Source organism: Streptomyces sp. NPDC012508 (assembly GCF_042902595.1).
GTDB lineage: Bacteria > Actinomycetota > Actinomycetes > Streptomycetales > Streptomycetaceae > Streptomyces.
The window spans coordinates 197,982-214,983 of record NZ_JBIBEO010000007.1; the positions used below are offsets into that span (position 1 = coordinate 197,982).

General features: G+C 66.4%; 5 protein-coding genes. 2 read left to right on the plus strand and 3 right to left on the minus strand.

Annotated elements, in window-relative coordinates; translation table 11 throughout:
• Positions 1-105: 105 nt before the first annotated feature.
• The 3 genes from treS to ACFY8U_RS24560 form a co-directional block, all read right to left on the minus strand.
• Positions 106-1,815, minus strand: a complete 1,710-nt coding sequence (gene treS, locus ACFY8U_RS24550) for a maltose alpha-D-glucosyltransferase (protein ID WP_361434637.1) — start codon at positions 1,813-1,815, stop codon at positions 106-108.
• The gene (locus ACFY8U_RS24555) at positions 1,812-3,797 is read right to left on the minus strand and encodes an alpha-1,4-glucan--maltose-1-phosphate maltosyltransferase (protein WP_389573610.1); all 1,986 of its coding nucleotides are present in this window, start codon (positions 3,795-3,797) and stop codon (positions 1,812-1,814) included. Before ACFY8U_RS24555 ends, treS begins: the two co-directional genes overlap by 4 nt.
• A gap of 455 nt (positions 3,798-4,252) precedes the next feature.
• Positions 4,253-5,191, minus strand: coding sequence for an SDR family oxidoreductase (locus ACFY8U_RS24560; RefSeq protein WP_389573613.1), 939 nt, complete (start codon positions 5,189-5,191; stop codon positions 4,253-4,255).
• Positions 5,192-5,306: 115 nt separating this feature from the next.
• Here ACFY8U_RS24560 and ACFY8U_RS24565 point away from each other — a divergent pair, with 115 nt between their 5' ends.
• Positions 5,307-6,287, plus strand: a complete 981-nt coding sequence (locus ACFY8U_RS24565) for an AraC family transcriptional regulator (protein WP_361599657.1) — start codon at positions 5,307-5,309, stop codon at positions 6,285-6,287.
• A 513-nt stretch (positions 6,288-6,800) separates the two neighbouring features.
• Positions 6,801-16,970 carry a LamG-like jellyroll fold domain-containing protein gene (locus ACFY8U_RS24570; protein WP_389573616.1) on the plus strand — a complete coding sequence of 3,390 codons (10,170 nt, stop codon included), beginning with the start codon at positions 6,801-6,803 and terminating at the stop codon, positions 16,968-16,970.
• Positions 16,971-17,002: the final 32 nt, after the last annotated feature.

Genomic DNA, 17,002 nt, shown 5'->3' on the forward strand with positions numbered 1-17,002 from the left:
CGACAAGAAGGCCCGTATGGACCTGAATCGACCGTGTGTGGGTCACAGTGCCCAGGGTGGCGCGGGGGAAACCCGCCCCACCCCGGGCAGTTGGGCGATTTTCGGTCAGCTCTTGGCCGACCGGGCCTTCTTCAGACGGAACCAGTAGAAGCCGTGGCCCGCCAGCGTCAGCAGATACGGCCACTGCCCGATCGCCGGGAACCGCACCTGGCCGATCAGTTCGACCGGGCTCATCCCGTCGAACTGCCGCAGGTCGAGCTCCGTCGGCTGCGCGAACCGCGAGAAGTTGTTCACGCAGAGCACCAGATCGTCGCCGGACTCCCGGAGGAAGGCGAGGACAGCCGGATTCGACGACGGCAGTTCCGTGTACGAGCCGAGCCCGAAGGCCCGGTTCTGCTTACGGATCTCGATCATCCGCTTCGTCCAGTGCAGCAGCGAGGACGGCGAGGCCATCCCCGACTCCACATTGGTGACCTGATACCCGTGGACCGGGTCCATGATGGCCGGAAGCGTGAGCCGGCCCGGATCGCAGGACGAGAAGCCCGCGTTCCTGTCCGGTGTCCACTGCATCGGCGTCCGCACCCCGTCCCGGTCGCCGAGCCAGATGTTGTCGCCCATCCCGATCTCGTCGCCGTAGTACAGCACCGGCGAACCGGGCAGCGAGAACAGCAGCGCGGTGAACAGCTCCATCTGCTTGCGGTCGTTGTCGAGGAGCGGCGCGAGCCGCCGCCGGATGCCGATGTTCGCCCGCATCCGGGGATCCTTGGCGTACTCCGCGTACATGTAGTCACGCTCTTCGTCCGTGACCATCTCGAGCGTCAGCTCGTCGTGGTTGCGCAGGAAGATGCCCCACTGGCAGCCGTCCGGGATCGCCGGGGTCTTGGCCAGGATCTCGGAGACCGGAGTGCGCGACTCACGCCGTACCGCCATGAAGATCCGTGGCATCACCGGGAAGTGGAACGCCATGTGGCACTCGTCGCCGCCCGAGGAGAAGTCCCCGAAGTAGTCGACCACGTCCTCCGGCCACTGGTTCGCCTCGGCGAGCAGCACCGTGTCCGGATAGTGGTCGTCGATCTCCTTGCGGACCCGCTTCAGGAAGGCGTGCGTGGCCGGGAGGTTCTCGCAGTTGGTCCCCTCCTGCTGGTACAGGTACGGCACGGCGTCCAGCCGGAAGCCGTCGATGCCGAGGTCCAGCCAGAACTTCAGCGCCGAGAGGATCTCCTCCTGCACCGCCGGGTTCTCGTAGTTGAGATCGGGCTGGTGCGAGAAGAAGCGGTGCCAGTAGTACTGCTTGCGCACCGGGTCGAAGGTCCAGTTCGACGTCTCCGTGTCGACGAAGATGATCCGCGCGTCCTGGAACTGCTTGTCGTCGTCGGCCCAGACGTAGTAGTCGCCGTACGGACCGTCGGGGTGGGCGCGCGACTCCTGGAACCACGGGTGCGCGTCGCTCGTGTGGTTCATGACGAAGTCGATGATCACGCGCATGCCGCGCTGGTGCGCCGCGTCCACGAACTCCACGAAATCGGCGAGGTCGCCGAACTCCGGCAGCACGGAGGTGTAGTCGGCGACGTCGTAGCCGCCGTCCCGCAGCGGGGACTTGAAGAACGGCGGCAGCCAGAGGCAGTCGACGCCCAGCCACTGCAGGTAGTCCAGCCTGGACGTGATGCCCTTGAGATCGCCTACGCCGTCCCCGTTGCTGTCCTGGAAGGACCGTACGAGCACTTCGTAGAAGACGGCCCGCTTGAACCAGTCCGGGTCACGGTCCTTGGCGGGCGTGTCCTCGAAGGTGTCAGGGACGGGTTCGTTGACTGTCATGGTGTGGGTGACCCTCCGGTCGACGGGGACGGTCGCAGAGCGAAGACGTGCGCGGGCGTGACGCCCGGCTCGAGGCGCACATAGTTGGCCCTGCCCCAGTGATAGGTCTCGCCGGTGAGCTCGTCGCGCACCGGTACGGTCTCGTGCCAGTCGAGGCCGAGCTCCGGCATGTCCAACGAGACCGTGGCCTCCTGGGTGTGGTGAGGATCGAGGTTGGCGACCACCAGAACGGTGTTCGACCCCGACCGCTTGCTGTACGCGATCACCGCGTCGTTGTCGGTGGTGTGGAAGTGCAGGTTCCGCAGCCGGCGAAGGGCCGGGTGGCGGCGCCTGACCCGGTTGAGCGTGGTGATCAGGGGCGCGATCGTGGCGCCCGTACGCTCCGCCGACTCCCAGTCCCGGGGCCGGAGTTGGTACTTCTCCGAGTCCAGGTACTCCTCGCTGCCCTCCCGCAGCGCGGCGCCCTCGCAGAGCTCGTAGCCGGCGTACATGCCCCAGGTCGGGGAGAGGGTGGCCGCCAGCACCGCCCGTACCTCGAAGGCCGGCCGACCGCCCGTCTGGAGGTAGGCGTGCAGGATGTCGGGGGTGTTCACGAAGAAGTTCGGCCGCATGTACGCCGCCGCGTCGCCGGACAGCTCGGTCGCGTACTCCGTGAGCTCGGCCTTGGTGTTGCGCCAGGTGAAGTACGTGTACGACTGCTGGAAGCCGATCGCGCCGAGGGTGTGCATCATCGCGGGCCGGGTGAAGGCCTCCGCCAGGAAGATCACGTCCGGGTCCGCGCCGTTGATCTCACCGATGACCCGCTCCCAGAACACCACGGGCTTGGTGTGCGGGTTGTCGACGCGGAAGATCCGTACGCCGTGGTCCATCCAGTGCCGCAGCACCCGGACGGTCTCGGCGACGATCCCGTCCATGTCCTTGTCGAACGCCACGGGGTAGATGTCCTGGTACTTCTTCGGCGGGTTCTCGGCGTAGGCGATCGAGCCGTCCGGGCGGTGGTGGAACCACTCGGGGTGCTTCTCCACCCACGGGTGGTCCGGCGAACACTGCAGCGCGAAGTCGAGCGCGATCTCCAGGCGGAGTTCGCGGGCCCGGGCGACGAAGGCGTCGAAGTCCTCGATGGTGCCCAGGTCCGGGTGGACCGCGTCGTGGCCGCCTTCGGGGGAGCCGATCGCCCACGGCACACCGACGTCGCTCGGGCTCGCCGAGAGCGCGTTGTTGGGGCCCTTGCGGTGCGTGGTGCCGATGGGGTGGATGGGCGGGAGATAGACGACGTCGAAACCCATCGCCGCGATGGCCGGAAGACGTTCGGCGGCGGTACGGAACGTACCCGGTTTCGTACGGCCCCGGACCTTCTTCACGCCCTCCGAACGCGGGAAGAACTCGTACCAGGAGCCGAACAGGGCCCGCTCGCGCTCCACCTGGAGCGGCAACGCGGGCGAGGCGCTGACCAGTTCGCGCAGCGGGTGCCGGTCCAGGGTCTCGGTCACCCGCGGGGCGAGCACCGCCGCGAGCCGGGCCGCGGCCGGCCGGGACTCGTCACGCATGGCGTCCGCCGCGGCCAGCACCGCCTCACGGCCGCCGCCCTTCTTCGGGACGCCCTTCGCGGCGCGCTCGTGCAGCTCCGCGCCCTCGGCGAGCACGAGCTCGGAGTCGATCCCGGCCGGGATCTTGATCTTCGCGGCGTGCCGCCAGGTCGCCAGCGGGTCGCTCCACGCCTCGACCGTGTACGTCCACCGGCCCTCGGCGTCCGGAGTGACCTCGGCACCCCAACGGTCGGTACCGGGGGCCAGTTCACGCATCGGGATCCAGGGGCCGGGGCGGCCGGACGGGCCGCGCAGCACGACATTGGCGGCGACGGCGTCATGGCCCTCGCGGAAGACGGTGGCCGACACCTCGAAGGTCTCACCTGCCACCGCCTTCGCGGGGCGGCGACCGCAGTCGACCAGCGGGCGGACGTCCAGAACGGGAATGCGTCCCATGAGCGGATTCACAGCATCACCTGAGGGGGTACGGGGGTGCGGGTGGTGGTGCGCTCTTTGTAGCTCCGTCGACGGCTTGCGGGTTGCGGGCATGGCCGCTCCTGTCCGCGTTCACTCGGATGGCGGGTCTACGGGATGTACGTACGGGGGTGTACCGGGGTGTACGGGGGTGTACCGGGGGAGCCTTCCACCCACTCGGGGTGGGCAATCCGGCGCTTTGTTACCTACTCGGGCGTAGTGGCGCGTGCAAGGACACGGTGCCCACAAGAATCCGGCCCCGTCCTTGTGGACGGGGCCGGATGGCCGAATCTCTGCGGCGGCTCGTCGCGGCCGGATCGCGGCGGGGCGGCTCGTGTGGCGGCCGGATCGCGGCGGGGGCGCTCGTGTGGCGGCCGGATCGTGGCGGGGCGCTCGTGTGGCGGCCGTACGCCCCGTCGGGCGCTTGTGTCGCCGCGTCAGCCCTGGGGGGACGGGGACTGCTCCTCCGCGTCGCCGGACCACATCTGCCACGGCTGGCGCGTCACCCACTCCTCCACCGGCGCCGGCCGTACGCGGAGCACCTCCGCCGCCACCCCGTCGTCGGCCGCCAGGAGCAGCGGATCGGCGCCCGTCGCCATGTAGTGGTAGATCCCGGCGACACCGGCCGCCGTCTCCGGCCCGAGCAGCTGGGCGAGCCCGCGCTCGAACGCCTCGGGCGGAAGCTGCAGATACCGCACCGTACGCCCGAGACCACGGCTGAACGCCTCGGCCAGCTCGTCGCCCGTCAGCGACCGCCCACCGATGTCGAAGGTGCGGCCCTCCAGGCCCCCGACGGTCAGCGCCTGGTGCACCGCCTCCGCCAGGTCCCGGTGCGACATCCAGGCCGTCGGCGTGGTCGCGGGGAGCGGATAGGCCAGAATCCCCTCGTTCACCAGGGCCGGCCCGTTCCAGGGCGAGAACAGATTGTCCAGATACACCGGCGGCCGTACGACGACCAGCGGGACGCCGCTGTCCCGCAGCTCCTGCTCGGCGATCCGCCGGGTCTCGAACGCGGCGACCCCGTCCGGCCCTTGCGGGACACGGGTGTTGGCGTTGAAGACCAGCCGCACGGTCCCCGCGGCCAGGGCCGCGTGTGCCACGTTCCGCGCGTAACGGCGTATCCGCTCCTCGTCGTACACCAGCGGCATCGTCACCACGGCGTGCGTGGTCCCCTCGAAGAGCCGCCGCACGTCAGCCGGTCTCGCCAGGTCACCCGCGACGAAGAAGGCGCCGGGCAGCGGCGGACGGTCGCCCGCGGGGCGCCGGGTGAGCGTCCGGACCCGGTGGTGGCGCTCGACCAGCAGACGCGCGATCGCGCCGCCCTGAAAACCGGTCGCTCCGACGACCGCGACCCGCATCGGAATCTGACTGGACATGTGTCGTTGAGGCCCTTCGGTAGGGTGTGGTGCTGCCGTGACGTCTTTCTCAGGCTGGCGGCGGCGGCTCACACCGTTCAATTAACAAACCGGGGCGGAAGTTGAAGGATCGTCCATGGACACCGTGGCAACCGACCGTGACGACCGGCGTGAGGACGACGAGGCCGAGGACCTCCTGAGCGAACTGCTCAAACCGCTCCGCCTGACCGGCGTCTTCGACAGCCGCTGGCACGTTCGCGCGCCCTGGGCCATCGAGGGCGACGCCGAACAGAGCTGTGCCGTGCTCCACTACATAGTCGAGGGCGGCTGCTGGATCACGGGCGACGGGCAGGCCCCGCTGGAGCTGCACGCCGGTGACCTGATCGTCTTCCCGACCGGCACCGCCCACCGGCTCTCCGACCGCCCCGACCGCCAGGGGGTGCCGCTCAAGGCCGTACTGCCCGAGCGCCGGCCCGGCACGTCGGGGGAGATCCGCATCGACGGCACCGGCGCGGTGAGCCGGCTGCTGTGCGCCGGACTCCACTACGACGCCAGCGCCGCCAGCACGCTCTACACGTCGCTGCCCTGGGCCCTCGTCCTCGACGGCCCCCAGGTCGACCGCGAGCCCTTGCTCCGCGACACGCTCCGCCTCCTGGCCTCACCGGACCGACCGGTCGGCCCCGGGGACCGCCTCATCACTCTGCGTGCCTTCGAGATGGCCCTCGTCCTCGCGCTCCGCCCCCTGCTGCGCGACCTCGCCGACAACCCGACGTCACTGCCGCTGCTGCGCCACCCGGGCATCAGCCAGGCCATGATCATGATCGCCACCCGCTTCGCCCAGCCCTGGACGATCGACTCCCTCGCCCGCGAGGTCGGCATGTCCCGCTCGGCGTTCACGGCGGCCTTCCGCGACCTGGTGGGCGAATCCCCGGCCCGCCACCTGACGTCCCGCCGCATGCAGGAAGCAGCCCGCCTCCTCGCCGAAACCACCCTCCCCCAGTCAGCGGTCCCGGCCCGCGTCGGCTACCAGAGCGCGGTCGGCTTCCACCTGGCGTTCCGGAAGTGGTTCGGGATGACACCGGGGGAGTACCGGTCGGGGGTGGAGCGGGCGGCGTGAGGGATGGCTCGCCCGTGGATTTCTTGGCATTGGAGAGAAACGCGGCGTGATGATCTTCACGTCGTGATCACGAAATAGCCACGGATCTTGCTCATCGGCTGCTGTTGGAGATCTACTTCGCCTCTCTTGATCACATCCTGAGGGGGCTCCGTGCGTTTCGTACGGCCGATTTCTTTTGCTGTCGCAGCAGTTCTGGCGGGCCTGGTCGGCTCCGAAGGGGCGGCTGCGGCGCAGACCTTTGAGTCGGCCTATGGATGGGCGGATGCTCCTGATCAGCGGTGGGGGTCCGCTGCAGGGCGTTCGCACAAGTCGGCTGTGGGAATCACGGAGTCGGACGCGACGGGCGGCCGGAAGGGTCACCGGCCGGCGCCAGGGGAACTGCCTCGCGAGGCGGAGGCTCCGCGCTCGAACGACGGTTCGACTGTAGGGGGCATATCTGCTTTGACCGCCGCTCCCGTACGGGTCGAGGCGACCGAACCCCGGGGCTTCGACCCTGACACGAGCCGGGAGCTTGTGGCCGAACGTGAGCGAACGGCTCGTACGTTCCAGAACTCGGACGGCACTCTCACGACCCGGTTCTTCGAGGAGCCGGTCAACTTCAAGGACGCTGCCGGGAACTGGAAAGAGATCGACACCACGCTCAAGGCATCGCCACAGGGTGGCAGGCTTGGCCGTGCTGCAAGTGATACCACCGACGGGTGGCGTATCGCGGCAGGGGATACCGAGACGGCTTTCGCGGGCCATGCTGATGGCTCCCCGCTCGTGTCGCTGAAAGTCAGCGAGACGGAGTCTGTCGGCTTCGCCATCGAAGGCGCGGCGCGCGTGCCTGGTGAGCCCGAGGGGAGCACGATCACTTATCGGTCCGTGCGGCCTAACTCGGATGTGCGGTTCGTGGCCAGCGGCACGTCCGTCAAGGAAGTCCTCATGCTCAACAATGGGGACGCACCCACGGAGTGGACGTTCCCTCTGTACATGCAGGGGCTGACCGCGCGCCTCGATGCAACAGGGGCCGTGGTGTTCACGGACAATACGGGTACGGCGCGCGCGCGGATTCCGGCCGGTTGGATGGAGGACTCCAACCAGGCCCCCAACTCCAATGAGGGCGTGATCTCCAACGGTGTCGGGTACGAGCTGATCGACATCGACGGCGGGCAGGCGCTGAAGGTCACCCTCGATGCCGACTGGCTTCAGGCCCCTGAGCGGACTTTCCCGGTCAAGGTCGACCCGTCCGTGGCCACCGTGACGCCGGTAGCTTCCTCCTCCGGCACGTACGTCGAGTCCCCGTACAACGTCAACTTCTCCGGCGACACGAACATCAAAGTCGGCACCTACGACGCAGGCGGACACAAGGCGGCTGGCTTCCTGCACTTCGGGGGCGTCGAGAACACGTTGAAGAACGCATGGGTTCTGGGTGCCAGTCTCGCGCTCTACAACACCTGGTCGTACTCCTGCACAGCGCGCCCGGTGACGATCCATCCAGTCACCTCGAGCTGGGCGGAGTCGACCACGTCGACATACCCTGGGCCCGCAACGGGGGCCGCGCTGGCGTCGAAGAGCTTCACTCATGGCTGGCGCCCCGCGGGGCAGACGGCATACGCGTGCGGCGGTCCTGCGTGGGAGAGCATCAACCTCGGGTCGTCAGGCCGCCAGCTCGTTGACGACTGGACGCACGGCCGGAAGAAGAACTACGGCCTTGCCGTCAAGGCGTCGAGCACGGATTCGTATGGGTGGAAGAACTTCGGCTCCGACGACTACCCGAACGGCAAGCCTTCGCTGGACGTCACGTGGACCAAGTACGGAGCCACGTACGCACTCGGTCAGTTCGTCACGCCGATGACGGCTACGTCCGAAGGAACCTTCAAGGTCACGGTCACCAACCGTGGACAGCAGACCTGGCTCAAGAACGGTACGTACACCCTGGGGTACCGCCTGTACGACGCGGCGAACAAGGAGATCACGGACTCTGGGAAGATCCGCTGGTCGCCGATGCCGGCCGACGTGCCTCCGGGCTCCAGCGTCACCGTAGACGCCAAGATCGCGCCGCTTACTCCCGGCGCCTACACGCTTGCGTGGACGATGCGGGAGAACGGCGTGTCCACCTTCAGCGCGGCAGGTGTGCCGACAGTCGGCATGAAGTTCTCCGCCGCGAACATTCCGCCGTCGCTCTCAGGCCTGGCACCTGACAGCGGAGTCGTCCTCGACACCCTCATGCCCACGCTCTGGGCTTCTGCCACAGACCGAGACCGTTACCCCAAAGCCCTGGAGTACCAGTTCGAGGTCTGCGAGGTGGAGGGCAGCAACACGCGGAAGAACTGCAAGACGGGGGCGCGAAGCACCGCTTCCCAGTGGATCGTGCCCAGCGGATGGCTTGCGTGGGCGAAGACATACGCTTGGTACGGCTATGCCTATGACGGGAGCGCCACCTCGACCCGTCCGGAACCGTCTCTGATGACGACGCAGGTTCCGCAGCCCCCGATCACCGGTCACCTCGGCGGATCTGACTCCGGGGCCGACTTCGGCGAGCGCGCCGGAAACTACACCACCTCAGCCACGGATGCCGCCGTACCCACGGTCGGGCCCGAGCTTTCGGTGACCCGTACCTACAACTCCCAGGACCCACGGAAGAAGAATGCTTTCGGAGCCGGATGGGCAACCCGCTGGGACATGCGCGCGCTACCTGAGAGCAACGGCAGTGTCCTCATCACCATGTCGACAGGTGCCCAGGTCCGCTTCGGCCGCAACGCTGACGGCACCTACGCTGCGCCCGCGGGCTCGGTGGGTGTCCTCAAGGCGGAGGGTGGGGGTGGCTGGACGCTTCGAGACGGATCGGCAAGCCTCTATACCTTCGATGCCCAGGGCCGACTGACCAAGATTACGGATGGCCACGGTCGCATCCAGCAACTGACATACACGGACGGACAGCTGACCAAGGCAACGGATGCCGTCTCAGGGCGCCACCTCACCTTTGCCTGGTCGGGAGGTCACGTCGTCGCAGCGGAGACGAACTCGGTGGCGGGTGCCGGTACGCGTCTGCGGTGGTCCTACACCTACGACGGCGACAGGCTTGTGAAGGTCTGCCCACCGACATCCACGACTGCGTGTACCCAGTACTCCTACGAGAGCGGCAGTCAGTACCGCAGCATGGTTCTGGACGCCAACCCCGTCGGCTACTGGCGGCTCAACGAAGCGGAAGGCGAGACGGCGGTCAGCGAGGCGGTCTCGACAACAGGGAGAAACGCTGGTCGGTATCGCGATGTCACGCTCGGGGCCGCAGGAGTACTTACCGGCACAGGCAACAAGGCGGGCACATTCAGCGGCGGGCATGTTGAGCTGCCTGACTCCACGCTGTCGTCTTCCACCGTTCTGTCGGTGGAAATGTGGTTCAAGACTGGCCGGTACGAGGGCGTGCTCCTAGGGTTCCAGGACACGCCCCTGGGCGATGTGCCACCGAGCGAAACCTTTCCGGTCCTCGAGCTTGACCCCAATGGCTATTTGATCGGTGCCTTCGACACCGTTGGTGCAGCACCGTCTTTGATGTCCTCCGCCGGTCCCGTCGATGACAACCAATGGCACCATGTGGTTCTCGCCAGCACCGGAACGAGTCAGACGCTCTACGTCGACGGCGTGGCGACAGGAACCCTCACGGGCCCCGTGGACCATGCCGGCAAGACGTACTCCTACCTGGGAGCCGGTTACTCCAGCCGGATGCTTGGTACCGGGGAAGGGGAACGCCACTTCTCGGGAGCGCTGGATGAGGTGGCGGTCTACCACCGCGCCCTGGATGGCGCGACTGTCAAGGAGCACTTCGGGGCCCGGAACGGCGCCTCTAGAATCAACAAGGTCACGCTGCCCTCAGGTCGTACGAGTGCGCAGGTCACCTATGACAGCGACACCGAGCGGGCGACTGAGGTGTCGGACTCCGCTGGGACCTGGAAGATCTCCTCGCCGACGTACTCGTCGGGATCTGAAGGCTACGCGTCGGCAGTTCGTGCCGCCGCCCCTGTCAACTACTGGCGGTTGGGCGACAGCAGCGGTGCAGCCGCCGCCGACGACGTATCGAGTGGCGCAGACGGCTCTTACCGGGACGGCGTCATGCTTGGGCAAATCGGTGCATTCTCCGCTGGTGACGACGGTGCCATCGCCCTCGACGGCACCGAAGGGGCTGTCGAGGTGCCCGCAGACGCCCTCGAGAATGCGACCGCACTCTCGATCGAGACGTGGTTCCGTACCGACCAGCCTGGCGGTGTGCTTCTCGGCTTCCAGAACACGGAACTCGGCACCGTGCCACAGATGTTCAACCCGAGCCTGCATGTCGATGTCAACGGAAAGCTCCGGGGCCATCTGTGGCGGGGCTCGACTGCGACACCCACGATCAGCAGCAATTCCGTGACGGACAACGCGTGGCATCACGTCGTGATCACGGGCGGCACCGCAGGGCAGAGCTTGTACCTCGATGGCGTCAAGATCGGATCTCTTACGGGAGTGGTCAAGCCAGAGACCTTCGCGCACGTCTATCTCGGTGCCGGCTATTCGACCCCGGGCTGGGACGGTGGAAGCACCCGCGGGGTGCGGTATTTCAGCGGGTCCATGGACGAAACGGCGTTCTACGCGAAGGAACTGAGCGCTCAGACTGTCATGGAGCACTATCGGGCGCGCACGCGGCTCGTCTCAGGAGACGGAGAACACTACCGAGGATCGATCACCGGAGACGCCCCCGCAGGATTCTGGCGCTTGGACGAGCCCGGCGGTACCCAGGCCATCAGCAGGATTGCCGCGACCAACGGGAACGGGACGTATACGAAGGCTGCGCTCGGCACCACCGGCATATTCGGTGTCGGCGACGGTTCGGCCGTCCAGTTCAACGGAGATGGATATGTCGAAGTCCCAGGGCTCGGAACAAGAACCGCCGATGTCGCTGTAGAGCTCTGGTTCCGGACCGCCAAGCCCGGTGTATTGGTCAGTGACCACAAGAACCCCTTGGCCGGGGCAACCGCTGTATCCGGAACATGGACACCCGTACTGTATGTGGGCGCGGACGGCAAACTTCACGGTGAATACCCCTCGCCGGGAGTGACTCCGTCCAATGCCTCACCGGACACGGTCACAGACAGTCAGTGGCACCACGCCGCCATCACGGTCACTTCAGGAACGCAGACGCTCTTCCTGGATGGTGCTCCAGTGGCCACGAAGGCCAACGCTCCCGTCAACCACCGCTCCAACACACGCACGTTCCTAGGAGCCGGCTTCGCCAAAACCTGGCCGTCGGCGCCGTCGGACATCAGCTACTTCACCGGGCAGCTCGACGAAGCGGCCGTTTATCAGCACGGCCTGAGCGCCGAAGACGTCGCCGACCACTACGCGGCACGCACTTTCGCCAGCGGTTCGACTCTCGCCGCCACTGTGACGGTGACCGACCCCATCGGCCAGAAGACCAGCACCACCTATGACGCCCTGCGTGGTCAGCGTCGCATCGCCTCCACCGATGAGGCCGGAGGGGTCACCAGGTACGCCTACGACGCGGGCGGCTTCCTGCACACCGTGATCGACGCCAACGGCCATTCGGCGATTACCGGCCACGACACGAAGGGCAACCCCGTTTCCCGCACCACGTGCCGGGACGCCAATTCCTGCTGGACCTCCTACGAGGAGTACTTCGACAACCCCGCCGACCCGCTCGATCCACGCAACGGCAAGCGCACGGCAGTACTCGATGCACGCTCCTCGGGACCGTCCGACAACCGCTACAAGACCATAACGACTTACACGGCCCTGGGCCTGCCCGACAAACTGACCCTTGCCGACGGTCGGACCTCGGCCACTACGTACACGAGCGGAGCCGAAGCCGCTGTTGGCGGTGGAACCGTCCCTGCCGGGCTGGTCGCCACCACCGTCACGCCGGAGGGCGCGGTCACCACCCACGCCTACTCCGCCAACGGTGATCTTGTCACCACCACCAGTCCCTCGGGTCTCGTCACGCGTTACACCTACGACGGCATCGGGCGGAAGACCGGCGAAACCCAGGTCTCTGACGCGTACCCCAACGGCGTCGCCACGACCTACGCCTACGACGAAATGTCGAACGTCGTGGTGGAGGCCGGCGTCGGTGTCGAGAACGAGATCACCGGCGTCACCCACACCGCCAAGATCAGCCGCACCCATGACGTCGACGGAAACGTCCTCAGCGAGTCGGAGGCGGACCTCACCGGCGGCGACTCGACAAAGACGACCATCTACCACTACGACGGTCGCAACCTCAACGACACCGTCACGGACGCCGAGGGCAACACAACGACGTTCGGATATGACACCCTGGGGCGGCTCACCAGCGAGAAGGACGCCCTCGGGGACGAGGTGACCTACAGCTACACCCCGCTGGGACTCACCTACGAAACTGTCCTGAAGAATTGGGCCGGTGACCCCTCGGGCACTACCCGGGACCTGGTCTTGGAATCCAACGCCTACGACCCGGCGGGCCGACTCGCCTCCACCACCGACGCCATGGGCGCCACCACGGCCTTCACCTACTTCGACGACGGGCTGCCTGCCACGACGACCGCCAAGCAGGTGGAAGGGTCCGACGGCACGCGCCGTGACATCGTCCTGGAGAACAACACCTATGACGGTGCCGGTTACCTGACCAAGCAGGTTTCAGCAGGTGGCACCCGTACCGAGACCTACACCCTCGACGCCACTGGACGTGTCACCCGGTCCGTGCTGGACCCCAACACCCTCAACCGGTCGGTGGACTACGTCTATGACGACGACGACCGGGTTGTCGAAAGCACCCGACGAGCCCCGAACACAGCAGAGCTGACCGAGCGTGCGACCTACGACAACGCAGGAAACATCACCGCCTCGTCCCTCTCCTCCGGTAGCACCACACTGAGCACCCGCCACACGTACGATCAGCGCGGTCTGCTTCTCAGCAGCACCAGCCCGCGAGGGACCAAGGCTGGGGCGAGCCCCGCCGCCCACACGACGAACTTCCGCTATGACGCCCTCGGTCGACTCGTCGAACAAGCTGCACCCTCCGTGCCGACGGAGACCCACGGGGCGTCGGCTCAGCAGAAGCGCCCGACCGTCACTCTCGGGTACAACACGTTTGGAGGCGCCACCGACTCGCGTGACGAGAACGGAGCCTTGACCCGGGCGGAACTCGACAGACTCGGCAGGACCATCAAGCTCACACTGCCGGCGTACACGCCTCCCGGCGGCACCCCGATCACTCCCGCATACCACACGGGCTACGACGCACTGGGACGCGTCACCTCCACCACGGATCCGCTGGACCGCGCGACGCGCTACGCCTACGACCAGCTCGGACAGCTCATTCAGCAGACCGACCCGCGGGCCGGAGCTTCGCTCACGCAGCTGCCCATCGGCGAAGGCGGCGCACTCAGCGGAACCTCGACCTCGCTCGACGGCTCAGGGATCACCCGCTATACGTGGACGCCCACGGGGTTGCAGCTCTCGGCCACCAGCCCGACCGGAGCGCGAACCGAGGCGACCTACGACGGCCTGGGCCGACAACTGACGGCCACCGCCGTCGAGCGTTTCCCGTCACTTCAGAACCTCACGTCCCGCTTCAGCTGGGACGACGCGGGAAACCAGGTTATGACCAGCTCACCGTCCGGGCTGGTGACCTCCGCTACGTACAACGCCGCCGGTGAGACCCTGACCGCGACCGAACCGGGTGAGCGAGTCACTGGGTACGAGTACGACGGGCTCGGACGCCAGATCGCGGTCGTCGACCCCACCAACCGCAAGAGCACCTTCACGTACGACCTGCTGGGCAACGTGACCGAAGCCGCCGACTACGGCACGGGCACGAGCGCCCTGCGAACCTTTAGGTCCCTCTTCGACGAAGAAGGCAATCAGACTTCGGCCACGACGCCGGGTGGCGGTCACACGACATTCGTCTACGACGTGCTCGGACGGCTGAGCCAGCAGACGGAGAAGGTGTCGGAGGCCGACGTGATCACGAGTAGCTTCGGGTATGACGCGCGAGGCCATCTCACCCGCTTCACCGACGGCCGTGCCAAGTCCACCTTCTACACGTTCAACAGCTGGGGCTTGCCGGAATCCACCATCGAACCCGCGACAAGCCAGCATCCGAACGATTCCGACCGTACCTGGACGACGATCTACGACGCTGCCGGCCAGGCCGTTACCGAGATCCTGCCCGGAAACGTCAAGCGGCAGCGCACCTACGACGGGCTGGGGCGCCTCGTTCGTGAAACGGGCTCTGGCACCTCCGCCGCCACGACACCCCGAAGCCTGGCGTACGACCTCGACGGTCGACTCACGGGCGCTGGGACGGACGGCATCTCGTTCGGCAACGCGTTCAGCTACAACGACCGAGGGCAGCTGCTCCGGGCCCAAGGCCCATCTGGCAACTCCCAGTACGCCTACGACGCTGACGGCAACATGCTCTCCCGCACGGACGCCGCCGGGACGGCGAGCTATGGCTACGACGCCACGGGTCGGCTGGACTCCGCCACCGACCCGCTCACCGGCACCGTCGTCCAGTACGACTTCGACGCCGCCGGACGGCCCACGAGGGAGCAGTACGCCCGAGTCGACACCAGCGGGCAGACCGCGATCGCCGCTCAGCGCAGCTACGGCTACGACAGCCTCGGACGCCAGACGTCGGACTCCGTGACCCGCACCACGACTGGAGCATCTGTCGGGGGCGTTACCTATGGCTACGACCTTGACGACCAACTGGTTCAGAAGACCACGACAGGAACCGCAGGAGCAGCCCAGAACAGCTATGGCTACGACCTCGCCGGTCGTATGACCTCCTGGAGCAGTGGCACCAACACGACCGGCTACGAGTGGGACAAGGCAGGCAACCTCACACGGAGCGGCAACACCGTTGGTGTCTACGACGACCGCAGCCGTCTCCAGACCTGGGGCACGGAGACCTACGACTACAGCGCGCGAGGCACCACTGAAGCCATAAGACAGGGCAACGGGGAAACGCGCAGCATGTCCACCGATGCGTTTGAACGCACTGTAATCAACGGCACGAGCACTTTCGGATACGACTCGCTCGATCGCGTACTCACGTACAACGGTGCGAATTTCACCTACGACGGTGGCTCCAACAATCTGATCACCGATGCCACCACGTCCTACAGCAGAGGACCGGACGGCTCATTGCTGGCCAGTGCTGCCAAGACTGAACCGGCCGCTGCTCAGCTCGCCCTCACGGACCAGCACACCGACGTCATTGCCGGTCTCAGCGCAGACGGTACGTCTCTCGCGGGCTCTCGCGCGTACGACCCCTTCGGCAAGACCATCACGAGTGAAGGCGCCAACCCGGGCATCGGATTCCAGTCCGGCTGGACCGACACCACCACGGGCGAAGTCAACATGGCCTCGCGCTGGTACCAGCCCGGCACCGGCGGCTTCACCTCACGCGACACCTGGCAACTGGACCCCACGCCTTCCGGGCGAGCGAACCGCTACGCCTACGGAGAAGGAGGCCCTCTCAACGGGATTGACCCTTCCGGCCACGCCGCCGACAAGGGCAACGGCGGTGGCGGCGGCCCTAGGAGTCAGTCCTATGGCGGGTCTATGGGTGTGGGTTCCAGCAGGGGATCATCGACAAGGTCCAAGGCACAGCCCCGCAGGCCGATGAGTGCAGCAACAGGCAAGTCCAGGAATGACGCATGCGGTGGGTCGAGGTGTAAGCCCCGTAGAAGCTCTGTGGGCCGGCAGCCGTCGAAGAAGTCGCCCCAGCCGAAGGGCTGTACCTACCTCGGAACCTGCAACACGCCCAAGGCGCCTCGGGGAACAAGCTCACCTGCGCTTGGCAAGGGCAAGGGTTACTCATCAGGTACCGGAAAGGGGCGGCCGTCGCGGAATGGCGTGACGAAGCCGGTCAGGCCGGCGGAGCCCCAGAACGTCAACCAAGGCAAAAACCCGAAGCCCGCCACGCAACGCCCGAAGCCGAAGCCCGAGATCAACGTCACCAGGAGCGAACGTGAAGCGCTGCTCAACGCGCAGGACGTCACATCCGTGGTCCAGGCAGTGTTGGCCGCTGCGGATCAGCCGCTAACACCGGATGAGGTCATCCCGGCCCCGGAGGGTAGTCCTGGCGGAAAGAACGACGGTCGTACACGGAATGATGGGAGGTGCGACGACGGTCCGGGGGTGAGCCCCACTGGGCATGCTGTCTATCTGCCGCGCGAGCGTTATTTCGACGACTTCGAGGGGAGCTATCAATGTCGCGCCACTGGAGTCTATGGCCTGTTGGACTTTACTGATTACAATAAGGGTCGAAAGAATCCGGGAACGAATACGAATAACTCCACGCGGCCTCCAGGGATGCGGGAAATTGAAAGTCAGGGCTACGTGCCTGCCAACGGCCACCTGATTCCGGCCGCGGCAAGTGGGTCCGGTATAGACTTGCGAAACCTTGTCGCGGAGTACGAGAAGACGAATACGCCGTATCTTAATCATGGCATCGAGAAGGAAATTAGGCAGGTGATCAAGTCTGGTAAGCGTATCTCCCTGTCTGTCACTCCGCGATACGGTAATCCTGGCAGTGGGATCCCGACGCAGATCGAGTACAATTATTCAGTCCTGGAGGATGGGACTGTGAAGCATTGCGTTATTCATCAAACACCTACAGGTGGAATCACGACGGGCAGTTCGACTTGCCCTAGGAGGTGAAGGGCTGAATGGGCAACGAATACCTTCTGCGG